Source organism: Streptomyces olindensis (assembly GCF_040645895.1).
Taxonomy (GTDB): domain Bacteria; phylum Actinomycetota; class Actinomycetes; order Streptomycetales; family Streptomycetaceae; genus Streptomyces; species Streptomyces olindensis.
This window is the reverse complement of record NZ_JBEYZD010000021.1, coordinates 1-21,148: the sequence shown is the minus strand read 5'-3', so window position 1 is coordinate 21,148 and position 21,148 is coordinate 1. Positions and strand designations below refer to the sequence as shown.

Here is a 21,148-nt window from a genome sequence, read left to right as displayed (position 1 = left end):
GACCCACCCCCGGGCCCAGGGGATCAGAGGAAGTCCGCTGTGTCCAGGTCGAAGGCGAAGGGTTCGGGGAGTGCGAGCCGCTTTCCGAAGGCCGCGGTGGAGAGACGACAGCAGTCGTCGCGCTCCGGCTCGCTGAACAGCGTCGTAGAGCCTGCGTCCCGGTCCACGAGCAGGTAGAGAGGGATGCCGCCACGGGCGTAACAGCGGCGTTTGGCCACCCGGTCGATCTCCGGCCTGGTGAAGGTCACTTCCAGCACCATGGTGACTCCCTCGCAGGGCATCCAGGGAGGCGCCCCACGGAAGAGCCGTGGCGCTCGGGCGACGACCGTGCCGTCCGGGACCACATGGTCCTGGGCCCGGCCGGCTGCGCTGTTCAGCTTCAGCCCCTTGTTCCCGGAGAACTGGATGTCGATTTCTGAGCGGAGGTGAAGCTGGCGCACGATCCGGCTGATGCAGTGCTCATGGTGCCCGTCCGGCAGCGGTGTGAGGACGAGGTCCCCTTCCACGAGCTCGGCCCGGAAGCCCTCCGGGGTTTCCAGGTCGACGAACCAGTCCAGCAGCAGCTTCTGCGTGTACGGGTCCGGTGTCACGGCGAGATCCCCTCCTCCATCGCTGCTCGGCAAGAGCAGCATGGGGCATCGCAGAGGGAACAGCCGGCGAGAACGCTGCGCTTCCCCCGACCGTGCGTGCTTGACCCTGCCGCAACGTCAACGTCTTCACTGGTGGCATGCGGATCGGAGAACTGGCCGGCGTTGTCGGCGTGACCACGCGGGCCGTGCGGCATTATCACCAGCTGGGGCTGCTGGCCGAGCCGGAGCGGCGGGCCAACGGGTATCGGGAGTACGGGCTGCGGCACGCCGTCGCGCTGGCGCGGATCCGGCGGCTGACGGAGCTGGGGCTGGGGCTCGCCGAGGTGCGGGACGTGCTCGCGGACGACGCCGGGAAGGACCTGGTCGAGGTGCTGACCGAGCTGGACGAGGATCTGGCGCGGCAGGAGGAGGCCATTCGGGAGCGGCGAGGACGGTTGCGTGCGCTGCTGGAGGCGGAGGGCGGGCTGCCGGCGGAGGGGCCCGTGTCGCCCGAGCTGGCCGCGCTGTTCGCCGGGACCGCCCATCTGTCGGACAGTCCCATGGCCGCCAAGGACCGCGAGATCATCGCCTTCCTGGAGACCTCCATGCCTGCGGAGGCCCGGGAGCGGATGGTGTCGTCGGTCGGAGAGGCGCTGGGCAGTCCGGCGGCCGTGGCGCGGGCCGGTGCGGCGTACGCGCTGCTCGACGCGCTCGCCGACGCCGCGCCGGACGACCCTCGGGTCGAGGAGGCGGCCCGGGCGCTCGCCGGCTGCATTCCCCCGGGGCTGTTCCCGGAGGTCGGGGAGCTCGACCAGGACGACAGCGTCCTGCGCGCCTTCTACGACGACCTGGCCCCGGCGCAGGCGGAGGCGATGCGCCGTACGCTGCGGATCCTCGCCGAGGAGCGGCGATGAGGACCGCGCGGCTGCTGGTCCGGCACGAGGTGCGGGTGCTGGTGAGTCTGCTGCTGTGGGCGGCGCGGCGTACGCACGGCACGAAGCACGGCCGGGCCTTCGGGTACGCGCGCGGGCAGGGCGCGATGATGGCCGGGTTCGCGTTCGTGTGCGTGATCGAGACGGTGGCGATGTCGGTGCTGCTGCGGGACTTCCCGACCGTGCACGCGGTGTTCCTCTTCCTGGACGTGTACGGCGTCGTGGCCGTCGTCGGGCTGCACGCCTCGTCCGTCGTCCGCCCGCACGTGCTGGAGGACGGCTCGCTGCGGATCCGGCGGTACGTGCACGTCGATCTGCGCGTGCCGCTGGAGCGGATCGCCTCCGTGCGGCGCGAGCTGCGGATGACGCACGAGCGGGCCGACGGCGAGCTGGACGTCGAGGTCGGTTCCCAGACCACCGTCACGCTCGAACTGACCGAGCCGGTCACCCACGTCACCTTCCTCGGCCGGCGCCGCGAGGTACGGGTCGTCCGCTTCCACGCCGACGACGCCGACGGCCTGGTCCGCGCCCTCGGACGGGCGCGTGTCTGAGGCCCCGTACGCTGTCGGCGGAGTTCGATCGAAGGAGTACGCGTGCTTGTCCTGCTGCCGCCGTCCGAAGGAAAGGCATCGTCCGGTCGTGGTGCGCCGCTGAAGCCGGAGTCGCTGTCCCTGCCGGGGCTCGCCGAGGCCCGGGAGGCCGTCCTCACCGAGCTGGTCGAGCTGTGCTCCGGCGACGAGGACAAGGCGCGCGAGGTGCTCGGGCTGAGCGAGGGGCTGCGGGGCGAGGTCGCGAAGAACGCGGAGCTGCGGACGGCGGGGGCGCGTCCGGCCGGGGAGATCTACACCGGCGTGCTGTACGACGCGCTCGGTCTCGCGTCCCTCGACGCGGCCGCCAAGCGGCGTGCCGCGCGGTCGCTGCTGGTGTTCTCCGGGCTGTGGGGGGCGGTCCGGGTGACGGACCGGATCCCGTCCTACCGGTGCTCGATGGGCGTGAAGCTGCCGGGTCTGGGTGCGCTGGGCGCGCACTGGCGTACGCCGATGGCGTCGGTGCTTCCGGAGTTGGCCGGGGGCGGGCTGGTGCTGGATCTGCGGTCGGCCGCGTACGCCGCCGCCTGGAAGCCGAAGGGCGAGGTGGCCGGGCGGACGGCGACCGTGCGGGTGCTGCACGCGCCGACCCGGAAGGTGGTCAGCCACTTCAACAAGGCGACGAAGGGGCGGATCGTGCGCGGTCTGCTGACCGCCGGGGCGGCCCCGGGGTCTCCGGCCGAGCTGGTGGAGGTGCTCCGGGACCTCGGATACGTCGTGGAGGCGGCGGCGCCCGGGAAGGCGGGGCAGGCGTGGTCGCTGGACGTGCTGGTGGACGAGGTTCATTAGCACCTACCAGCATGCGTTGCCTACCAGCATGCGTTGCGCGTAGTGCAATGACCTTTGCGCAGGGTGCTCGGCGAGCGGCAGTATGACGCCATGGCCTCCTCTCCCCTGCCCGCCTCCGTGCTGGATCTCGCGCCCGTCGTCCCCGTCGTCGTCATCGAGGAGGCCGGCGATGCCGTACCGCTGGCGCGGGCGCTGGTCGCGGGCGGGCTGCCCGCGATCGAGGTGACGTTGCGGACGCCCGCGGCGCTGGAGGCGATCCGGGCGATCGCCGGTCAGGTGCCGGGGGCGGTGGTCGGCGCCGGGACGGTCGTCAGCCCCGCGCAGGTGACGGAGGCGGTGGCCGCGGGTGCCCGGTTCCTGGTCAGTCCCGGCTGGACGGACGCCCTGGTGGAGGCGATGCGGGCATCGGGCGTGCCGTTCCTGCCGGGGGTGTCGACGGCGTCCGAGGTCGTGGCGCTGCTGGAGCGCGGGGTGCGGGAGATGAAGTTCTTCCCGGCCGAGGCCGCGGGCGGTACGGCGTATCTGAAGTCGCTGTCGGGGCCGCTCCCGCAGGCGCGGTTCTGCCCCACGGGCGGCATCGGCCCGGCCTCCGCCCCGGACTATCTGGCGCTGCCCAACGTCGGCTGTGTGGGCGGGAGCTGGATGCTGCCGCAGGACGCGGTGGCGGGCCGCGACTGGGGGCGCGTCGAGGCGCTGGCCCGTGCGGCGGCGGCGCTCAGCGCAGGTGGGACGTGTCGTTGAGGAGGCGGACGCTGGCGTTGCCGTCCGCGTAGTAGGCGACGACCGACAGGGACGCGGCCGACAGTTCCATGCGGAACAGCGACTCCGGCGGGGCGCCGAGGGCGAGCCGGACGAACGTCTTGATCGGGGTCACGTGGGTGACGAGCAGGACCGTGCGGCCCGCGTACGCCGCGATCAGCTTGTCGCGGGTGGCGGCGATCCGGGTGGCGGTCGCCGCGAAGCTCTCGCCGCCGCCGGTGGGTTCGGCGTCCGGGGAGGCCAGCCAGGCGTTCAGGTCGTCCGGGTGGCGCTCGCGCACCTCGGCGAAGGTGAGTCCCTCCCAGGCGCCGAAGTCGGTCTCGCGGAGCCCGTCCTCGATCTCCACGTCGAGCCCGAGCCGGGCCGCGACGATGCCGGCGGTCTCGCGGGTCCGGGTGAGGGGCGAGGACACGACCGCCTGGATCGTGCCCCGCCGGGCCAGCAGCGCGGCGGCCCGCTCGGCCTGCTCCCGGCCGGCGTCGGAGAGGGAGGGGTCGGTGCCGCCGCTGCCGGAGAAGCGCTTCTGCGGGGTGAGCGGGGTCTCGCCGTGCCGGAGCAGGACGAAGGTGGCGGGCGCGCCCATGTCGGCGGGGGCCCAGCCGGGCGCGGCCACGGCTTTGGCGGCACGGGTGTCGGCGGCGGCCTTGTCCGCGCGGGTGTCGGCATCGGCGGATGCGGCCTCGTCGGGTGCGGTCTCGTCGGGTGCGGTCTCGGCGGATGCGGTCTCGTCGGGTGCGGTCTCGGCGGATGCGGTCTCGGCGGATGCGGTCTCGGCGGATGCGGCATCGCCGGGTGCGGTCTCGCCGGGTGCGGTCTCGCCGGTTACGGCCTCGCCGGCGCCCCCGGCAGCCCCGGCAGGTGCGGCCTTGTCCGTGCGAGTCTCAGCCCCGGCAGGTGCGGCCTTGTCCGTGCGAGTCTCAGCCCCGGCAGGTGCGGCCCCGCCGCCGGCCCCGGCAACCCCGGCAGGTACGGCGCCGCCGCCACCCCCAACAGGCGCGGCCCCGCCAGCGCCCCCGGCAGCCCCGGCAGGTGCGGCGCCGGCGCCGTCCCCGGCAGGTGCAGCCTCACCGCCGCCCCCGGCAACCCTGGCACGTACGGCCCCGCCGCCCCCGGCAACCCCGGCACGCACGGCCCCGCCACCCCCGGCAACCCCGGCCACCGTGTCCAGCTCAGCCGTCGACGCCGGCTCCGACCACTGCTCCCCCCTGGCCCCGGCGTCCATCGCCTCGTTGGCCAGGCGGTCCGCGTGCTTGTTCTCGGCGCGGGGGATCCACGTGTAGGTGACGCGCCCGGGCGGGAAGACCCGGGCCGCCTCCGCCGCCAGGGGCTTCATGTCGGGGTGCTTGATCTTCCAGCGGCCCGACATCTGCTCGATGACGAGCTTGGAGTCCATCCGGACGTGGACCGTCGCGGCCGGGTCCAGCGCGTGGGCGGCGTGCAGGCCGGCGAGGAGGCCGCGGTACTCGGCGACGTTGTTCGTGGCGACGCCGATGTACTCGGCGGTCTCCCGCAGGGTCTCCCCCGTCGCCGCGTCGCCGACCACGGCCCCGTAGCCGGCCGGCCCCGGGTTGCCCCGCGACCCGCCGTCGGCCTCGATGATGAACTCCCGCACCGCAACGGCTCCCCGGAGGCCTAGAGACCGGACTCGGACGTGCGCACCAGGATGCGGCGGCAGTTCTCGCAGCGGATGACCGTGTCGGGCGCCGCCTTGCGGATCTCGCTCAGTTCCGTGATGGCGAGCTCCTGCCGGCAGCCCTGGCAGCTGCGCGCGTACAGCTTCGCCGCGCCGATGCCGCCCTGCTGCTCGCGCAGCTTGTCGTAGAGCTTGAGCAGGTCGGCGGGGACGGACCCGGCGATGACCTCGCGCTCCTTGGTGACCGTGGCGGTCTCCCCGTCGATCTCCTCGAGGGCCGCGTCGCGGCGCGCGGCCGCGTCGTCGATCTTCGACTGGACGGAGGCGACGCGTTCGGTCAGCTCGGCCACCCGCTCCTGCGCGGACTCCCGGCGCTCCATGACCTCCAGCACCACGTCCTCCAGATCGCCCTGCCGCTTGGCGAGGGAGGCGATCTCGCGCTGGAGGTTCTCCAGGTCCTTGGGGGAGGTGACGGCGCCGGAGTCCAGGCGCTGCTGGTCGCGGGTGGCGCGCTGGCGCACCTGGTCCACGTCCTGCTCGGCCTTGGTCTGCTCGCGGGCGGTGTCGCTCTCCTCGGTCTGCGCGGCCACGAGCAGGTCGCGCAGCTGGGTGTGGTCCTTGGTCAGCGACTCGATCTCGGCGTGCTCGGGCAGCGACTTCCGCTTGTGCGCGAGCTGCTGGAGGCGGACGTCGAGGGCCTGGACGTCGAGGAGGCGGATCTGGTCGGCGGGCGCGGCGTTCAGTTGGGGGCTCCAGGTGACGGTGAGTGGCTGGTCCAGGGGTCGGTGACCGTCTTCGAGACGTGGACGCGCAGGTCCCATCCGTGCCGGTCGGAGATCTCGTCGAGCTGGCTCGCGGCCAGCTCGCACCAGGGCCACTCGGTGGCCCAGTGCGCCGCGTCGAGCAGCGCGAGGGGGCTGTGGGCGCGATCCGCCAGAAACTCGGCCGCCGGGTGGTGGCGCAGGTCCGCGGTGAGGAAGGCGTCGACGCCCGCCGCGCGGACGTGGTCGAAGAGGCTGTCGCCGGAGCCGCCGCTGACGGCGACCGTGCGCACCAGCGCCTCGGGGTCGCCGGCGACGCGGACGCCCTGCGCGGTGGCGGGCAGCCGCTCGGCGGCCCGGGCGGCGAACTCGCGGACGGTCAGCGGATGGTCCAGGGCGCAGACGCGGCCCAGGCCCCGGCGTCCCTCGGGGTCGGCGGGGTCCGGCACGAGCGGCCCGGTGACCCTGAGGTCCAGGGCGCCGGCGAGGGCGTCGGAGACACCCGGGTCGGCGGTGTCGGCGTTGGTGTGGGCGACGTGCAGCGCGATGTCGTTCTTGATGAGCGTGTGGACGACGCGGCCCTTGAAGTGCGTCGCCGCGACCGTCGTCGTGCCGCGCAGGTAGAGCGGGTGGTGGGTGACGAGCAGGTCGGCGTCCAGCTTCACCGCCTCGTCGACGATCTCCTGGACCGGGTCGACGGCGAACAGCACCCGCGTGACCTCCTGGTCCGGGTCGCCCACGACCGTGCCGACCGCGTCCCAGGACTCGGCCCGCTCGGCGGGCCACAGGTTCTCCAGCGCGGCGATGACTTCAGACAGACGGGGCACGGGTGCAAGGCTACCCGTCTGATCTGTGGCGTTGAACCGCCACCGCCCGCTCCCGGCACCCATCGCCCCGCTCAGCACAATCGCCCCCTTTTCCTCAGGCGAATCGTTCCTGGAACACCCTTATGTGTGAAGTGGGGCGCCAGGGAATTCCCCGCCCGTTCGTGCGAAAACTACGTTCGTCACTGGAGGTGACCGAACGATGACGGCCTGTGCGATCGAGCCTTCGGCGGGACACGAGGACGGGGCGGCGCCGGCGGGCTGCACGCTCACCGTGGACGGTGCCTACGCCGCACGCCTCGCCTCGGCCGGCGACTCCTGGTTCCCGGAGCGCTGGACCCTCGACGGCCCGGAGCCCTACGCGGTACCCCTGCCCCGCAACCAGCCGGAGGAGCCCGGCACCGAAGTGCAGCCGATGGGGGACGGGCGGGTCCTCATCCACCGGCTGGTGGCCCGGCGGCACGCCTTCTCCCTGCTGTATCCGACCGGGCCCGGCACCGGTGAGCTGCCCCTGGGCGCGGTCGAGTGCCCGGACGACTCCGCCCGGCTGCGGCTGCTGCCGCCGGTGCCCGGGGGCGAGAAGGCGTACGCCCTCGCCGTCGGGCCGCGCTCGACGTCGGTGTGGCTGGTGGCGGGCGGCGCCTTCGGGCCCGAGCGGCTGGCCGAGCTGCCCGGCCGCTGCTCGGGCGGGGTGTGGCTGGACCGTACGGCGCGGTTGCTGGCCCTGGACCGGGAGACCGGCGGTCGCACCAAGGCCGTCGTGGTGGACCTGGACCGCGGCGGGGAGGTGTCGCCGCTGCTGCAGATCGCCGCCGACAGCGACGACCGGCTGCTGCTCGCCGACCACGACAGCGGGCTGCTCATCGTCCGCTCGGACGCGCCCTCGCCCGGGCGGGCCCGGCTGGGCTGGGGGGTCCTGGGCAGCACGCTGCCGGTGCGGTTCCCGCAGTGCCTGCGGCTGCGGGACTGCTCCGTCACGCCGTTCGCGATCCAGCCGGGGCAGATGCTGACGCCGGAGAGCTGTGCGGTGGCGCTGCGGGTCGACGGGCCGGCGGGCAGCTGGATCGGCGTGTGGCGGCCGGCCGAGCGGCGGGTGCACCACCTCCCGGCGCCGGAGGGGTGGTTGGCGGGCACGGGCCTGTGGACGGCGGACGGGGTGCTGCGCCTGCCGTTCGTGACGCGGGACGTGCCGTGCGGTGTGGCCCAGGTCGGTCCGCCAGCGGCCGAGCCGCCGGAGGCCGGTGCGGCGCCGCCGTATCCGGAGCCCGAGGCCCACCCCGAGGAGCCGGCGCCCTCGGGGCACCCGCCGGAACCGGCGCCCCCGCGTCCGGAACACTCCGGGCACCCGCCGCACCCCCCTTCACCGGCCGGCCCCGGACCTTCACCGGCCGGCCCCGGACCTTCACCGGCCGGTTCCGGGCCGTCCCCGGCAGGTCCCGGGCCGTCCCCGGCCCCCTCGGCGCCGCGCCCGGTCCCGTTGCAGCAGGCGCCGTTGGGACGCCTTGTAACGAACTAGTGCCGGTTGGCGTGGCCGCCTGGATCCGGGGTGTGGGGGGCCGGTTAGACTCGCCCGGCTGTAAGAAAGATCATGTTGACGGGGTGAATTCCATCCGATGAGCGACGCCAGCACGAACCAGCCGCGCAATGACGTCCAGGAGATCTCCGCCGGCCACGGCCGGCACCGTGGCGAGGTCTCCACGCAAGACAGCGAGACGGCTCCGCGCGGACGCCACCGCAAGCCGGTGGCGGAGACCGAGCAAGCCGTGACTGCGGCCTGACGGCACGCCAGTCACCGACGCGTGAACGGCCCCTCCCGCCCTGCGGCGGGAGGGGCCGTTCCCTGTTCCTCACCCGCGTCTGAGCCCCAGCACCTCCGCAGCGGCGAACGTCTCCCCCGCCGGCCGGTCCGCGTAGTACGGCCCGAGGACGGCGTCCAGCTCGTCGTAGGTGAAGGTGTCCTGCTTGCTGTCGAACTTGGCGGCGACCCGGGGCCGTTCGACGACGGCCACCATGCCGCCGTGCACCACGAGGAGCTGCCCGGTCACCCGGGCCGCGGCGGGCGAGGCCAGGTAGCCGACCAGCGGGGCGACGTGCTCGGGGGCGAGCGGGTCGAGGCCGCCCCCGGAGGGCTGCTCGACGCCCGCGAAGACGTCCTCGGTCATCCGGGTGCGGGCGCGGGGGCAGATGGCGTTGGCCGTCACGCCGTACTTGCCGAGGGCGAGGGCGGTGGAGGTGGTGAGGCCGACGATCCCGCCCTTGGCGGCGGCGTAGTTGGGCTGTCCGGCCGAACCGGCGAGGAACGCCTCCGAGGAGGTGTTGACGATCCGCCCGAACACCGGCTCCCCGGCCCGCTTGGACCGCTCCCGCCAGTGGGCGGCGGCGAACCGGGTGGTGTTGAAGTGCCCCTTGAGGTGCACGCGGAGCACGGCGTCCCACTCCTCCTCGGCCATCGAGAACACCATGCGGTCGCGCAGGATGCCCGCGTTGTTGACGAGGATGTCGAGCTTGCCGAACTCGGCGACGGCCAGCTCGATAAGCTCGCGCGCCTGCCGGAAGTCGGCGACGTCGCCGGTGTGCGCGAGCGCGGTCCCGCCGGCCGCGCGGATCTCGGCGGCGACCTGCTCGGCCGGTCCGGCGGAGGCCTCGCCCGTACCGTCGCGGCCGGGCTGCCCGTAGTCGTTGACGATCACGGCGGCGCCGAGCCGGGCCAGTTCCCGTGCCTCGGCCCGGCCGAGCCCGCGGCCCGCGCCGGTGACGATCGCGGACAGTCCCTGGAGCGGCAGCGGCATGGCGGTGTCCTCACATCTCGATGCACGTACGCAGGGCGGTCCCGGTCCGCATCTGGTCCAGGGCCTCGTTGATGTCGGCGAAGGGGACCCGGTGGGTGATCAGGCCCGCCAGGTCGACGCGGCCCGCGCGCCACAGGGCGATGGTGCGTTCGTAGGAGCGCAGGATGTCCCCGCCGCCGTACATGGAGGGCAGGATCCGCTTCTCGTCGAAGAACAGCTCGAACATGTTCAGCTGGAGGAAGTCGTCCATGGCGCCCGCCCCGACCACGACGAGGGTGCCGCCGCGCCGGGTGTTCTCGTAGGCGGCGCGTGCGGTGGCCGACTTGCCGACGACCTCGAAGACGTAGTCGAAGCCCTCACCGCCGGTGATCTGCTGCCCGGCGTCGGCCAGTTCGCCGGGGGGCACGGCCCGTGTGGCCCCGAACCGCAAGGCCGCCTCGCGTCGCGTCACGACCGGGTCGACGGCGACGATCTCGGCGGCCCCGCGCAGCCGGGCCCCCTGGATCACGGAGAGGCCCACGCCCCCGCACCCGATGACCGCCACCGACGAACCGGCCGTCACGTCCGCCGTGTTGAGTGCCGCGCCCAGCCCGGTCGTCACCCCGCAGCCGATGAGGGCGGCGATGTCGAAGGGCACGTCGTCGGGTATGGGGACCGCGCACCCGGCGTCGACGACGACCTCCTCGGTGAAGGTGCCGGTGCCGGCCATGCCGAAGACGTCCCCGCCGGGCCGCCTGAAGTTGGGGGTGCCCGCGTTCATGAACCCGGCGAGGCACAGCTCGGTCTGTCCGCGCTTGCAGGCGGGACACGCGCCGCAGGCGGGCAGCCAGCACACGACGACCCGGTCACCGGCCGTCAAGTGGCCGACGCCCTCACCGACTTCGAGGATCTCGCCCGCCCCCTCGTGCCCGGGCACGAACGGCCCGGGCTGCGGCAGCACCCCGCTCATCGCGGACAGGTCCGAGTGGCACAGCCCCGCCGCGCGCACCCGGATCCGCACCTTGCCGGGTCCGAACCCCACCGCCTCGACGTCGTCGAGGACCTCCAGCTTGTCCTGGCCGATCTCGTGCAGTACGGCTGCGCGCATGGTGCGGCTCCCCTCGTACGGCGTGCGGAACTCAGGTGTGTGCGACGACGGTGTCGGCGAGGACGGGCGCGTCGTCCCTCTCCACGGCACTGACGGCGACCCGGATCGCGCCGTCCGTACGCCACATGCGCACGCGCAGCGTCTCCCCCGGGTACACGACCCCGGCGAACCGCGTGGCGTACGAGCGCACCCGGGTCACGTCCCCGCCGAGCAGCGTGTCGACGACCGCCTTGAGGGTCATGCCGTAGGTGCACAGGCCGTGCAGGATGGGCCGCTCGAAGCCGGCGACCTTGGCGAACTCCGGGTCGGCGTGCAGCGGGTTCCAGTCGCCGGAGAGGCGGTAGAGCAGGGCCTGGTCCTCGCGCACGGGCCGTTCCACGGTCCGGTCCGGTGCGCCGGCGGGCGGGTCGAGCCGGCCGGACGGCCCCCGGTCGCCGCCCCAGCCGCCCTCCCCCCGCACGTAGATCTGCGCGTCGCTGGTCCACAGCGGCCCGTCGGCGTCGGCCACGTCGGTGCGCATGACGAGGACGGCCGCCTTGCCCTTGTCGTACACGGCGGCGATCCGCCCGGTGGCGGTCGCGCGGCCCTCGGCGGGGAGCGGGCGGTGGATCTCAAGGCTCTGCCCGCCGTGCAGGACCCGGGCGAGGTCGACGTCGATGCCGGGCATGGACAGCCCGCCGGTCACGCCGGGCTTCCCGGCGCCCGCGACGGTGGCGAAGCTCGGCAGGACGTGCAGCCGGGACTCCAGGGTGTAGCGCAGCTCGTCGGGGTCGGTGGCGGGAGTTCCGGCGCCGATGCCGAGGTGGTAGAGCTGCACGTCCTTGTGGTCCCAGGAGATCTCGCCGGTCCGGGGTTCGGCGGCGAGCGCCTTGGCTGCGTCGATGGGCATGGGGCTCCTGATCGCCGTGGGGAAGACCTCGGTACGGCCGTCCGCACCGTCGGCCGCACCGAGGCCGTCTGGCACCGAACTGGAACGCGTTCCAGTCCTGCGCCCTCTGTATAGCCCAGCCCCCCGCAGTTGTGAAGGCTCCTGACACCGCGTCAGATCGATCGGGCGATGACATTTGTCCTGCCCGATTCCGTACAAGCGCCTCTGCCGGAGGACCCCGGCCGGTCCGTAGCGTCGCTGCCATGAACTGGTTCGTACGCTGTGCTTCGCACCGCCGCGGCGCGGCGCACCTCTGATCGGAGGCGGGACATGTCCTGGAGACACGAGGTCCACTGCCGCGTCGAGGCCATACGGTCGGCCGCCCGGGAGGGCCGGGAGCGGCAGCGGTACTACCAGGCCGACAAGGAGCGCCTGAAGGCGGAGTGGCGAGCCGCCCGGCGGGCGGGCGAGCACCCCGGCCCGCCGCCCAGCGGCCTCACCCTGCTGCCGTGGCTGCTGCTGGGGCTGGGCGCGTGCTCCAGCCTCTTCCAGGGCCGCACGCCGAACCCGTGGATGGGCGGCCTGGGGCTGCTGGCCTTCAACTCGCTCTACATCTACGTGGCGCTGCGCTCGTTCCACAAGGAGAAGCGCGAGGCCCGCTCCACCCGTGTGGCGCTCGCCCTGCTGACGGCCGTGACATGCTCGCTCGCCGCCGGCTACGGCGACAACTGGCTGCTGTTCTTCCCCCTGCTGGGGCTCGCGACGGGCGCGGCCCTGCGCCTGTCGCACCTGCGGCCCGCCGGTACGGCGGTGGCGGTGCTGGCGGGTGCGGTGGCCTGCTTCCACGACGGCTGGGGCGGCCTGGACATCGCGTACGCCACCTGGATCTCGACGATGGTGACGGCCGCGATCATGCGCCTCTCCGAGGCGGTGCACGAGTTGCGCGCCGCGCGGGAGGCGCTGGCCCGCCGGGCGGTCGAGAAGGAGCGGCTGCGGTTCTCCCGCGACCTGCACGACCTGCTCGGGCACACGATGTCGGTGATCGTCGTGAAGTCGGAGGCGGCCCGCCGGCTGGCCGCCCGCGACCTGGACGCGGCGCTCGCCCAGATCACGGACATCGAGGCCGTGGGCCGCCAGGCCCTGACGGAGATCCGGGAGGCTGTGACCGGCTACCGGCAGGGCAGCCTCGCCGCCGAACTCGACCGGGCGCACTCGGCGCTGACGGCGGCGGGCATCACCCTCGTCGTCAGCCGCTGCGACCCCCCGCCCGGGCCGCAGACCGAGGCGCTGCTGGGCTGGGTGGTGCGGGAGGCGGTCACCAACGTCGTCCGGCACAGCGGGGCGCACCGCTGCGAGATCACCCTGTCGGGTGCCGGGGAGCGGGTGCGGCTGACCGTGGCCGACGACGGGGCCGGGGCGGTCGTCGGAGGCGGGGCGGTCGCTGAGGGCGAGGCGCTCGTTGGGGGCAAGGCGCTCGTCGGAGGCGGGGCCGGGGCGGCCACCGGCGGTACGGGGCTGACCGGCCTGACGGAGCGCCTCGCGGCGGCGGGCGGCAAGCTGACGGCGGGCCCGCGGGCCAGGGGCGGGTTCGCGGTCACGGCCGAACTCCCCCTGGACGCGGCCGACGCCCGGCCGGAGGGGGCCGACGCCCGGGCAGAGGGGGCCGACGCCCGGGCAGAGGGGGCCGACGCCCGGGCAGAGGGGGCCGATGTCCGGCCGGAGGGGGTGGAACGTCCGCACGACGTCACCGGCGTGTACGTTGGCCGACGGTCCGCGTCACACGTCGGCGGCGTCGGCACCGGTCAGGGCGACGACAGGCCCTAGGGGAAGCCGACGGCCAGGGGAAATGGAGCACATGGCACGCGTCGCCGTCATCACCGCGCCGAACATCGGGTACCGCAACACGGGCATGCTGACCGTCGACTTGGCGTTCGAGTCCCTGCGGCGGCGTATGGGCGGCGGGCTCGACGCCACCTGGTACACGCTGCACACGCCGGAGACCGTGCCCCTGCGGGAGTGCGCGCGCGACACCGGCTTCCCGTTCCGGTTCCTGCCGCTGACCGAGCACCTCGACGACCTCCGCGACCACGACGCGGTCGTCTTCTGGGGCGACTTCCTGCACACCCGCCACTACCTGGAGCAGGACGCGACGAACCGCCTGCTCGACTTCGGCTTCGCCGCCGACCGGGACGCCGCCCGGGCCCTGCTGCACCGGACCATGCTGCTGGCGGACCAGCCGGACGAACTGCTCGCCCGGACCCTCAGCTACGGCGGGACCATCCTGCACAACACGCAGTCCGACTACGAGGACAAGGAGTACGGGCCGCTGTTCACCCGCCTGGTGACGCGCGGTCACCGGATCTGGGTGCGGGACCCGCTCTCGGCGGCCAAGATCGCGCACCTCCGCAAGGACCGTACGACCGACCACTTCGGCTCCGACGCGGCGCTGCTCTCCCGCCCGGGCGACCTCGACCACCTCCCGACCACACCGTGGTCCCGGTCGGTCCCCGAGGGCGGTGCGATCGGCGTGTTCCTCGGTGCCCGTACGCCGATCCCCGGCTGGCTGCCGGGCTTCTGCCAGGGCCTGTCCGACCGTCTGGGCGCCCCGCTGGAGTGGCTGCCCTGGTTCGACCGGGACGTCCCGGACGCGGTCGGCCACATCGCGCGGCGCCCGGGGGAGCACACCATCGGCGACCTGGTGGCGGTCCTGTCCCGCTACCGGCTGGTCATCACCGACACCTACCACCTGGCGGTCAACTCCTGGGGCGCCGGCACCCCGGCGGTGTGCGTCGGCGCGCCCGAGCCGACGCCGAAGACGCATGACGACTACCTGACGCTGAGCGATGTGAAGAAGCACGTCTTCCACATGGCGTACGACGCGACGGACTTCTATCTGTCCACCCGGGAGGGGCACGGCCAGGACATCGACCGGCTCGTCCGGCTCGTGGAGGGCGGCGGCGCCGACGCCGTCGCCACGCGCATCCGCGAGCACGCCGACCACTCGGCGACGGCCTTCACGGAGACGCTGGCCTCGCTGCTCGGCGCTCCCCGCCCCGCCCCGGCCCCATGACCGGCAGACCGGTGCGGGTGCTGCTCGCCGAGGACCAGGGCATGATGCGCGGCGCGCTCGCCCTGCTGCTCGGGATGGAGGACGACATCGAGGTCGTCGCCCAGGTGGCGGCCGGTGACGCGATCCTGGACGCGGCGCTCGCCCACCGCCCGGACGTCGCCCTGCTCGACATCGAACTCCCGGGCCGCAGCGGCCTGGACGCCGCCGCCGACCTACGCGCCCGGCTGCCCGAGTGCCGGGTGCTGATCCTCACGACCTTCGGCCGTCCCGGCTACCTCCGCCGCGCGATGGAGGCGGGGGCCACCGGCTTCCTGGTGAAGGACGGGCCGGTCGAGGAGCTCGCCGCCGCCATCCGCCGCGTCCTGGCCGGCGAGACCGTCGTCGACCCCGCCCTGGCCGCCGCCGCGCTCAGCGCCGGCCCCAGCCCGCTCACCGCCCGCGAGAGCGACGCGCTCAGGGCGTCGGCGGACGGCGCGACCGTCGCCGACATCGCCGCCCGGCTCCACCTCTCGGAGTCCACGGTCCGCAACTACCTCTCCGCCGCCATCGGCAAGACCGGCACCCGCAACCGCATGGAGGCCCTCCGCGAGGCACGCCGCCAGGGCTGGCTCTGAGCCCGACGGGTGCTACCCCCGCCGGAACGACGCCGTCCACAGGAAGGACTCCCCGAAGCACTCCGAATCCTCCGGCTCGTCCCGCATCCGCCGCAGTTCGACCTCGGTCAGCCCGGAGAAGATGTCCCGCAGCGCCTCGGGCGTGTAGGCCAGCCCGCCGCGCAGCCCCGCCCCCTCGCGGTAGAAGTCGGCGTCGGACAGCTCCGACCCCATCCCGCCGGCCCCGGCCGCGAAACACGTCAGGGCGAACAGGCCGCCGGGGGCCAGGAGCCGCTCCAGCAGCGCCAGGTAGCCGACCCGCCGGTGCGGCGGCAGGTGGTGGAAACAGCCGGAGTCGTACACGAGGTCGTACGGCCCGGTGAGTTCCGTGCCGGCGAGCGCGAAGGCGTCCCCGCACTGGAACCGCACACCCTTCACCCCGGTTTGCCCGGCCCGGTCCCGGGCCCAGTCGACGGCCGTCGAGGACAGGTCGACCGCGTCGACCTCGAAGCCGCGCGCCGCCAGGTACAGCGCGTTGCGCCCCGCGCCGCACCCCAGGTCGAGCGCACGCCGCCCGCCGGCCGGCCCCCGCTCCACCAGTCGCACCAGGTTCTCGTCCGGCTTCGCCACGAAGAACGGCACCGGCCGGGAGCGGTCGGCGTAGAAGGCGTCCCACCATCCGGCTCCCCGCTGCGACCACCGGTCGGCCTCGGGTGCGAACAGCCCGTCGAGCAGGGCGAGTACGTCGTCGACAGTGCGTATGTTCCGGTCCATCCGGCCCCCTTCCGCGACCGCCAACGGTAGGCCGAGTAGCGGCGAAAGGCCAGGTCAGGGCGGTTTTCAGGCATGGTCCGGAGGCGCCTGGCGGCCCGCCGCGCACCGGGGGCGTCACGGGCCTCGGGACCACACCGCCCCCGTGCCGAAATGCCCGTGGCGCGCTGTCCAGGGGCCGTCACGGGGCTGTTCCGGCCCACGCGACAGGCGTTCTTTTCCCGCGTCAGCGGTCCTGCCGCTCCCCCGCCGTGCGGGGCAGCCAGACCCACATCAGCAGCACCCCCGCCGCCAGCACCGCGGCCCCCACCCGGAACGCCGACGCGTAGCCCTCCGTGAGGGCCTGCGGCGTCGTACTGCCCGCCGAACGGGCCGCCGCCAGGGTGGACAGGACCGCCAGCCCGAGGGAACCGCCCATCGTGCGGGAGGTGTTGACGAGGCCGGACACCAGCCCGGCCTCACCGGGGGGCGCGCCGGAGGTGGCGAGGGAGGCGAGCGGTGTCGCCGCGAGGCCCGCGCCGAGCATCATGAGGATGCCGGGGAACAGGATGGCCGTCGCGTAGGAGCCCTCCGCGGTCATCGTCGACTGCCAGGCGAAGCCCGCCACGGCGACCAGCGTCCCCAGCACCGCCACCGTGCGCGGTCCGGCACCCCGCATGAGCCGGGGCGCGAGCTTGGAGCCGATGATGACGGCCAGGGAGCTCGGGACCAGGGCGAGGCCGGCCTCCAGCGGGGTGTAGCCGAGGACGTTCTGGGCGTAGAGGGTCATGAAGAACCACATGCAGAACATGGCGGAGCCGCACAGGAACATCGCCATGTTCGCCGAGGAGACCGCGCGCAGGCGCAGCAGTCCGAGCGGCATCAGCGGGCTCGCCGTGCGGGCCTCCACCGCGAGGAACAGCCCGATCAGCAGGAGCCCGGCGAGCAGCGGCAGCAGCGCGGCCGGTGCCGTCCAGCCCGCCGCCTCCGTCCGGGAGATGCCGTAGGCCAGCGTGCCGAGCCCGGCCGTGACGAGCAGCGCGCCGGGCAGGTCGAGCCGCCGCCCGTCCCGCTCCCGGCCCTCGGCGAGGAACCAGGCGGCCGCGCCCAGCACCACGGCGCCCACGGGCACGTTGATGAGCAGCACCCACCGCCAGGACAGCGTCTCCACCAGCAGCCCGCCGACCAGGCCGCCCGCCGCGCCGCCCCCGGCGCCGACCGCCGTCCAGGTCGCTATGGCCCGGGCCCGGGCGGCGCCCTCCGGCACCGAGGCGGTGAGGATCGTCAGCGTCGAGGGCGCCAGCACCGCGGCGCCCAGCCCCTGCACGGCCCGGGCGAGGAGCAGCTGCCAGTCGTCGAGGGCCAGCCCGCCGGCCAGGGAGGCGAGGGTGAACAGGCCCAGCCCGACGAGGAACATCCGCTTGCGGCCGTAGAGGTCGCCGGCCCGCCCGCCGAGCAGCATGAACCCGGCGAAGGCGATGGCGTAGGCGTTCACCACCCACTGCAGGCCCTGCTCGCTCAGGCCGAGCCCGGTCCGCATCGACGGCAGCGCCACGTTGACGACGGACACGTCGAGCACGACGAGGAACTGCCCGGCGCAGGTGAGCGCGACGACGAGCCACATCGGCGGCGCTCCGCGGGCGCGCAGCCAGGGGAGGCGGGAGGTGCGGGCGGCGGCGGCATCGGCGGATTCGAGCATGGGTGTCATGCTCTCAACCGCCTTGCACCCCTTGCATCGGGATTTCGCCGTGACCGGCCTCGGGCCGGGGACCTAGGTCCCCGGCCCGCACCTGGGGTCCACCCCAAGGAAAGGTCAAGTTTTCGTTAGAGTGCCAAAGCAACGGAATAGTTGCCTGCGCATACAAGGTTCATGCTCCACGTACCCATGCACGCCCGAACCCCCCGGCTCGGAGGCCCCACTCCATGACGCAGACGACGACAGACCGCCCCGCCGGCAGAGCGAGCGGGGCCGTGGTCCCGGTGCTCGCCTTCGCGGGCATCGTTGTCGCGGTGATGCAGACCCTGCTCGTCCCGGTCATCAAGGATCTGCCGCAACTGCTGGACACCGCCCCCAGCAACGCCACCTGGGTCCTGACCTCGACCCTCCTCTCGGGTGCCGTGGCCACCCCGATCATGGGCCGCCTCGGCGACCTCTACGGCAAGCGCCGGATGCTGATCCTGAGCCTGTCGGTGATGGTGCTGGGCGCGCTCGTCAGCGCGCTCACCAGCGATCTGCTGCTCATGATCACCGGCCGCACGCTCCAGGGCTTCGCGATGGGCGCGATCCCGCTCGGCATCGGCCTGATGCGCGACATGCTGCCCCGCGAGAAGCTCGGCTCAGCGATGGCCCTGATGAGTTCCTCCATAGGCGTCGGCGGCGGCCTCGCCCTGCCCGCCGCCGCCCTGGTCGCCCAGCACAGCGACTGGCACGCCCTGTTCTACGGCGCCGCCGGCCTCGGCGTGCTCTCGATCGCCCTCACCCTCCTCGTCGTGCCGGAGTCCCCGATGCGCGCCGAGGGCTCCTTCGACCTGCCGGGCGCGCTGGGCCTCTCCGCCGGCCTCGTGCTGTTCCTGCTGCCGATCACCAAGGGCAGCGACTGGGGCTGGGCCTCCGGCACCACGCTCGGCCTGTTCGCCGCGTCGGCGGTCGTGCTCGTGCTGTGGGGCGTGATGGAGCTGCGCGTCAAGGCCCCGCTGGTCGACCTGCGCACAACGGCCCGCCCGGCCGTGCTCTTCACCAACCTCGCCTCGATCATGGTCGGCGTCTCCTTCTACGTCGTCTCCCTGGTCCTGCCCCAGCTCCTCCAGCTGCCGAAGTCCACCGGCTACGGCCTCGGCCAGTCGATGGTCGTCGCGGGTCTGCTCGTCGCGCCGCTCGGTCTGACGATGATGTTCACGGCACCCGTCTACGCCCGGCTGTCCGCGAAGTACGGCCCCAGGGTGACGCTGATCCTCGGCCTGCTGATCATCGCCATCGGCTACGGCGCCGGGCTCGGGCTGATGAGCGCCCCGTGGCAGAGCCTGGTCATCTCCGTCCTCCTCGGCGCGGGCATCGGCCTCGCCTACTCCTCGCTGCCCGCGCTGATCGTCGGCGCGGTCCCGGCGTCGGAGACCGGCGCCGCCAACGGCCTCAACACGCTGATGCGTTCCATCGGCACGTCGGTGTCGAGCGCGGTCATCGGCATGGTGCTGGCCGACACCGCGAACACCGTCGGCGGCGTCGAGATCCCGACCATGCACGGCTTCCGGGTCTCCTTCCTGATCGCGACGGCGGCGGTGGCCGTGGGTCTGGTGCTGGCGCTGTTCCTGCCGGGCCGGCGGCCCTCGCAGCAGCCGCAGCTGCGCGCCAGCAGCGAGGAGGACGCGGCGCTGGAGCGCGCCGAGCAGGCCCTGCGGGGCTTCCGGGGCCGCGTGCTGGCCGCCGACGGCGTCCCGGTCGCCCGAGCCAGGGTCACCCTGATCGACCGCCGGGGCCGCCAGGCCGGGGCGACGCTCTCCGCCGAGGACGGCGGCTACGCGCTCACCGTCCCCGCCCAGGGCTCCTACGTCGTGGCGGTACGGGCGGCGGGCCACGAACCGCTCGCCTCGTCCGCGACCCACGCGGGCGACGACCGTCCCGTCGACCTGGATCTGTCGCTGCCGGGCGAGACGGTCACCGCCTGACCCGTTCCCCACCCGTACCCCCTGTCGTCCCCCGGCGGGGGGTACGGCACGATGGGCGCCCGGACCGTCGTACGACCGAGAGGAACCCCATGCCCGCGGCCCCGAAGCCCGAGATCCTGGCCGCGTTCGAGGCGGCGAAGGGGTTCATGCCCGTGGCGGAGGGACTGGCCGTGTACGCGGCGGCCGTGGAGGCCGGGCGGCTGGGGCTGCCGCTGCTGGAGGTCGGCACGTACTGCGGGCGGTCCACGATCCTGCTCGCCGACGCCGCCCGCGAGGCCGGGGTCAGCGCGCTCACCGTCGACCACCACCGCGGCAGCGAGGAGCAGCAGCCCGGCTGGGAGTACCACGACCCGGAGACGGTCGACCCCGAGCTCGGGGTGATGGACACGCTGCCGGCGTTCCGCCGCACCCTGTACCGGGCCGGGCTGGAGGACCACGTGGTGGCCCTGGTCGGCCGGTCCCCGCAGATCGCCGCGTTCTGGCGCACGCCGCTCGGCTTCGTCTTCATCGACGGCGGCCACACCGACGAGCACGCCACGGCCGACTACGAGGGCTGGGCGCCGCACGTCGCCGAGGGCGGGCTGCTCCTCATCCACGACGTCTTCCCGGACCCGCAGGACGAGTTCACCGGCCAGGCCCCGTACCGCGTCTACCTCCGGGCCCTCGCCTCGGGCGCTTTCACGGAGGTCTCGGCGACGGACTCACTGCGGGTGCTGCGGCGCACGGGCCCGGGCGTCTAGAGGAACGGCTGGGCGGGTGAACCGCACGCTCCCCGCCTGCTCCCGGTCGGCCCACGGGCGGCGTGGCGAGTCGGCGGGCGCCCTCCGCTGCCCAAGGATCCGGGCGCGTGGCACACACCTTCGCAGAGCTCGTCGAGAAGCAGCGCGCGGCGGACGAGGCGTACGCCCGCGTGCGTGAGCTGCAGGACGCGTACGGGCCGCCCACCCAGACCAAGTGGAGCGACCAGCAGACCACCACCTGGGAGACCGCCTGGCGCGCCTGGCGCGACCTCGCCCGGGACGTCCAGGCGGCCGTGACCGCGTTCGCGAAGCAGGAGGAGACCCCCCGCCAGGAGATCGAGGCCCGGGTGAAGGAGGCGGTACGCCACGGCGGCGACGACGGCAACGCCGGGTAGCCGCCGCCGGTGGGCCGTGCTACGCCCGCTCTGCCCTGGCCGACCGGGAGCGAGACCGGCACCGCCGGGGGGAACCACCACCGGTCGGGACGAGCAACGGCCCCCTTCGGCCCTGCCGGCACGGGAGCGAGACCGGCAACACCGGGCAGCCACCACCGGCCGGGACGAGCAACGGCCCGCCTCGCCCCTGGCCGACACGGGAGCGAGACCGGCAACACCGGGCAGCCACCACCGGCCGGGACGCGCAACGGCCCGCCTCGCCCCTGGCCGACACGGGAGCGAGACCGGCAACACCGGGCAGCCACCACCGGCCGGGACGCGCAACGGCCCGCCTCGCCC

The 21,148-nt window shown here is 74.0% G+C and carries 21 protein-coding genes; 12 read left to right on the top strand and 9 right to left on the bottom strand.

Annotated features, from left to right (window positions below):
- Positions 1 to 23: 23 nt before the first annotated feature.
- Positions 24 to 632: a Uma2 family endonuclease gene (locus tag ABZ948_RS15910; RefSeq protein WP_435857510.1), complete on the bottom strand. Its 609-nt coding sequence runs from the start codon at positions 630 to 632 to the stop codon at positions 24 to 26.
- Between the two features lie 95 nt (positions 633 to 727).
- Between ABZ948_RS15910 and ABZ948_RS15905 the strand changes: the two genes are divergently transcribed.
- The 4 genes from ABZ948_RS15905 (at position 728) to eda (ending at position 3,618) form a co-directional block, all read left to right on the top strand.
- Positions 728 to 1,483, top strand: a complete 756-nt coding sequence (locus tag ABZ948_RS15905) for a MerR family transcriptional regulator (RefSeq protein WP_359759884.1) — start codon at positions 728 to 730, stop codon at positions 1,481 to 1,483.
- The gene (locus tag ABZ948_RS15900) at positions 1,480 to 2,052 is read left to right on the top strand and encodes a hypothetical protein (protein ID WP_359759882.1); all 573 of its coding nucleotides are present in this window, start codon (positions 1,480 to 1,482) and stop codon (positions 2,050 to 2,052) included. The genes ABZ948_RS15905 and ABZ948_RS15900 overlap by 4 nt, the downstream gene beginning before the upstream one ends.
- Before the next feature lie 42 nt (positions 2,053 to 2,094).
- On the top strand, positions 2,095 to 2,877 hold the full coding sequence (yaaA, locus tag ABZ948_RS15895; protein WP_359759880.1) for a peroxide stress protein YaaA: 783 nt from the start codon (positions 2,095 to 2,097) through the stop codon (positions 2,875 to 2,877).
- 90 nt (positions 2,878 to 2,967) lie between these two features.
- Positions 2,968 to 3,618 (top strand): bifunctional 4-hydroxy-2-oxoglutarate aldolase/2-dehydro-3-deoxy-phosphogluconate aldolase, encoded by a 651-nt coding sequence (gene eda, locus ABZ948_RS15890; protein ID WP_359759878.1) that lies wholly within the window; start codon positions 2,968 to 2,970, stop codon positions 3,616 to 3,618.
- On the opposite strand, the gene ABZ948_RS15885 is transcribed toward eda, so the two are convergent.
- The 3 genes from ABZ948_RS15885 to ABZ948_RS15875 are packed head-to-tail and all read right to left on the bottom strand — an operon-like array spanning position 3,593 to position 6,857.
- Positions 3,593 to 5,248, bottom strand: a complete 1,656-nt coding sequence (locus ABZ948_RS15885) for a bifunctional RNase H/acid phosphatase (RefSeq protein ID WP_359759876.1) — start codon at positions 5,246 to 5,248, stop codon at positions 3,593 to 3,595. The two genes, eda and ABZ948_RS15885, sit on opposite strands and share 26 nt — an antisense overlap.
- Before the next feature lie 20 nt (positions 5,249 to 5,268).
- Positions 5,269 to 6,012, bottom strand: coding sequence for a zinc ribbon domain-containing protein (locus ABZ948_RS15880; RefSeq protein ID WP_359760024.1), 744 nt, complete (start codon positions 6,010 to 6,012; stop codon positions 5,269 to 5,271).
- A complete protein-coding gene (locus tag ABZ948_RS15875) occupies positions 6,009 to 6,857 on the bottom strand; it encodes a Nif3-like dinuclear metal center hexameric protein (RefSeq protein ID WP_359759874.1) in 849 nt (282 codons plus the stop codon). Before ABZ948_RS15875 ends, ABZ948_RS15880 begins: the two co-directional genes overlap by 4 nt.
- Positions 6,858 to 7,056: 199 nt before the next feature.
- Here ABZ948_RS15875 and ABZ948_RS15870 point away from each other — a divergent pair, with 199 nt between their 5' ends.
- A complete protein-coding gene (locus tag ABZ948_RS15870) occupies positions 7,057 to 8,370 on the top strand; it encodes a hypothetical protein (RefSeq protein WP_359759872.1) in 1,314 nt (437 codons plus the stop codon).
- Between the two features lie 97 nt (positions 8,371 to 8,467).
- Positions 8,468 to 8,632, top strand: coding sequence for a hypothetical protein (locus tag ABZ948_RS15865; protein WP_356519550.1), 165 nt, complete (start codon positions 8,468 to 8,470; stop codon positions 8,630 to 8,632).
- Between the two features lie 69 nt (positions 8,633 to 8,701).
- Here ABZ948_RS15865 and ABZ948_RS15860 read toward each other — a convergent pair whose 3' ends face one another.
- The 3 genes from ABZ948_RS15860 to ABZ948_RS15850 are packed head-to-tail and all read right to left on the bottom strand — an operon-like array spanning position 8,702 to position 11,619.
- Positions 8,702 to 9,643: a 3-oxoacyl-ACP reductase gene (locus ABZ948_RS15860; RefSeq protein WP_359759870.1), complete on the bottom strand. Its 942-nt coding sequence runs from the start codon at positions 9,641 to 9,643 to the stop codon at positions 8,702 to 8,704.
- A gap of 10 nt (positions 9,644 to 9,653) precedes the next feature.
- Positions 9,654 to 10,730, bottom strand: a complete 1,077-nt coding sequence (locus ABZ948_RS15855; RefSeq protein ID WP_359759868.1) for a Zn-dependent alcohol dehydrogenase — start codon at positions 10,728 to 10,730, stop codon at positions 9,654 to 9,656.
- 31 nt (positions 10,731 to 10,761) lie between these two features.
- Entirely contained in the window at positions 10,762 to 11,619 is an 858-nt protein-coding gene (locus ABZ948_RS15850) for a MaoC/PaaZ C-terminal domain-containing protein (protein WP_359759867.1), read from the bottom strand.
- A 309-nt stretch (positions 11,620 to 11,928) separates the two neighbouring features.
- Here ABZ948_RS15850 and ABZ948_RS15845 point away from each other — a divergent pair, with 309 nt between their 5' ends.
- From ABZ948_RS15845 to ABZ948_RS15835, 3 genes are read left to right on the top strand one after another with little or no spacing between them, the layout of a single operon-like run.
- Complete coding sequence (locus tag ABZ948_RS15845) at positions 11,929 to 13,422, top strand: sensor histidine kinase (protein WP_359759866.1); 1,494 nt, start codon at positions 11,929 to 11,931, stop codon at positions 13,420 to 13,422.
- 31 nt (positions 13,423 to 13,453) lie between these two features.
- A complete protein-coding gene (locus tag ABZ948_RS15840; protein WP_359759864.1) occupies positions 13,454 to 14,668 on the top strand; it encodes a polysaccharide pyruvyl transferase family protein in 1,215 nt (404 codons plus the stop codon).
- Entirely contained in the window at positions 14,665 to 15,282 is a 618-nt protein-coding gene (locus tag ABZ948_RS15835; protein WP_359759862.1) for a response regulator, read from the top strand. The genes ABZ948_RS15840 and ABZ948_RS15835 overlap by 4 nt, the downstream gene beginning before the upstream one ends.
- Positions 15,283 to 15,294: 12 nt before the next feature.
- Here the strand turns inward: ABZ948_RS15835 and ABZ948_RS15830 are convergent, their stop codons facing one another.
- Together ABZ948_RS15830 and ABZ948_RS15825 are read right to left on the bottom strand one after the other, a co-directional pair.
- Positions 15,295 to 16,035 (bottom strand): class I SAM-dependent methyltransferase, encoded by a 741-nt coding sequence (locus tag ABZ948_RS15830; protein ID WP_359759861.1) that lies wholly within the window; start codon positions 16,033 to 16,035, stop codon positions 15,295 to 15,297.
- A 223-nt stretch (positions 16,036 to 16,258) separates the two neighbouring features.
- The gene (locus tag ABZ948_RS15825; protein WP_359759859.1) at positions 16,259 to 17,719 is read right to left on the bottom strand and encodes an MFS transporter; all 1,461 of its coding nucleotides are present in this window, start codon (positions 17,717 to 17,719) and stop codon (positions 16,259 to 16,261) included.
- 215 nt (positions 17,720 to 17,934) lie between these two features.
- On the opposite strand from ABZ948_RS15825, the gene ABZ948_RS15820 reads away from it, so the two are divergent.
- The 3 genes from ABZ948_RS15820 (at position 17,935) to ABZ948_RS15810 (ending at position 20,809) form a co-directional block, all read left to right on the top strand.
- Positions 17,935 to 19,674 (top strand): MFS transporter, encoded by a 1,740-nt coding sequence (locus tag ABZ948_RS15820; protein ID WP_359759858.1) that lies wholly within the window; start codon positions 17,935 to 17,937, stop codon positions 19,672 to 19,674.
- 89 nt (positions 19,675 to 19,763) lie between these two features.
- The gene (locus ABZ948_RS15815; protein WP_359759857.1) at positions 19,764 to 20,414 is read left to right on the top strand and encodes a class I SAM-dependent methyltransferase; all 651 of its coding nucleotides are present in this window, start codon (positions 19,764 to 19,766) and stop codon (positions 20,412 to 20,414) included.
- Between the two features lie 107 nt (positions 20,415 to 20,521).
- Entirely contained in the window at positions 20,522 to 20,809 is a 288-nt protein-coding gene (locus ABZ948_RS15810) for a hypothetical protein (RefSeq protein ID WP_359759855.1), read from the top strand.
- The last annotated feature ends 339 nt before the right edge of the window (positions 20,810 to 21,148 follow it).

What these genes read in the sequence shown, in the direction of transcription:
- ABZ948_RS15910 (WP_435857510.1), bottom strand. Translation starts at nt 632, where the DNA reads ATGCTGCTCTTGCCGAGCAGCGATGGAGGAGGGGATCTCGCCGTGACA.
- ABZ948_RS15905 (WP_359759884.1), top strand. Translation starts at nt 728, where the DNA reads ATGCGGATCGGAGAACTGGCCGGCGTTGTCGGCGTGACCACGCGGGCC.
- ABZ948_RS15900 (WP_359759882.1), top strand. Translation starts at nt 1,480, where the DNA reads ATGAGGACCGCGCGGCTGCTGGTCCGGCACGAGGTGCGGGTGCTGGTG.
- eda (WP_359759878.1), top strand. Translation starts at nt 2,968, where the DNA reads ATGGCCTCCTCTCCCCTGCCCGCCTCCGTGCTGGATCTCGCGCCCGTC.
- ABZ948_RS15870 (WP_359759872.1), top strand. Translation starts at nt 7,057, where the DNA reads ATGACGGCCTGTGCGATCGAGCCTTCGGCGGGACACGAGGACGGGGCG.
- ABZ948_RS15865 (WP_356519550.1), top strand. Translation starts at nt 8,468, where the DNA reads ATGAGCGACGCCAGCACGAACCAGCCGCGCAATGACGTCCAGGAGATC.
- ABZ948_RS15860 (WP_359759870.1), bottom strand. Translation starts at nt 9,643, where the DNA reads ATGCCGCTGCCGCTCCAGGGACTGTCCGCGATCGTCACCGGCGCGGGC.
- ABZ948_RS15855 (WP_359759868.1), bottom strand. Translation starts at nt 10,730, where the DNA reads ATGCGCGCAGCCGTACTGCACGAGATCGGCCAGGACAAGCTGGAGGTC.
- ABZ948_RS15850 (WP_359759867.1), bottom strand. Translation starts at nt 11,619, where the DNA reads ATGCCCATCGACGCAGCCAAGGCGCTCGCCGCCGAACCCCGGACCGGC.
- ABZ948_RS15845 (WP_359759866.1), top strand. Translation starts at nt 11,929, where the DNA reads ATGTCCTGGAGACACGAGGTCCACTGCCGCGTCGAGGCCATACGGTCG.
- ABZ948_RS15840 (WP_359759864.1), top strand. Translation starts at nt 13,454, where the DNA reads ATGGCACGCGTCGCCGTCATCACCGCGCCGAACATCGGGTACCGCAAC.
- ABZ948_RS15835 (WP_359759862.1), top strand. Translation starts at nt 14,665, where the DNA reads ATGACCGGCAGACCGGTGCGGGTGCTGCTCGCCGAGGACCAGGGCATG.
- ABZ948_RS15830 (WP_359759861.1), bottom strand. Translation starts at nt 16,035, where the DNA reads ATGGACCGGAACATACGCACTGTCGACGACGTACTCGCCCTGCTCGAC.
- ABZ948_RS15825 (WP_359759859.1), bottom strand. Translation starts at nt 17,719, where the DNA reads ATGACACCCATGCTCGAATCCGCCGATGCCGCCGCCGCCCGCACCTCC.
- ABZ948_RS15820 (WP_359759858.1), top strand. Translation starts at nt 17,935, where the DNA reads ATGACGCAGACGACGACAGACCGCCCCGCCGGCAGAGCGAGCGGGGCC.
- ABZ948_RS15815 (WP_359759857.1), top strand. Translation starts at nt 19,764, where the DNA reads ATGCCCGCGGCCCCGAAGCCCGAGATCCTGGCCGCGTTCGAGGCGGCG.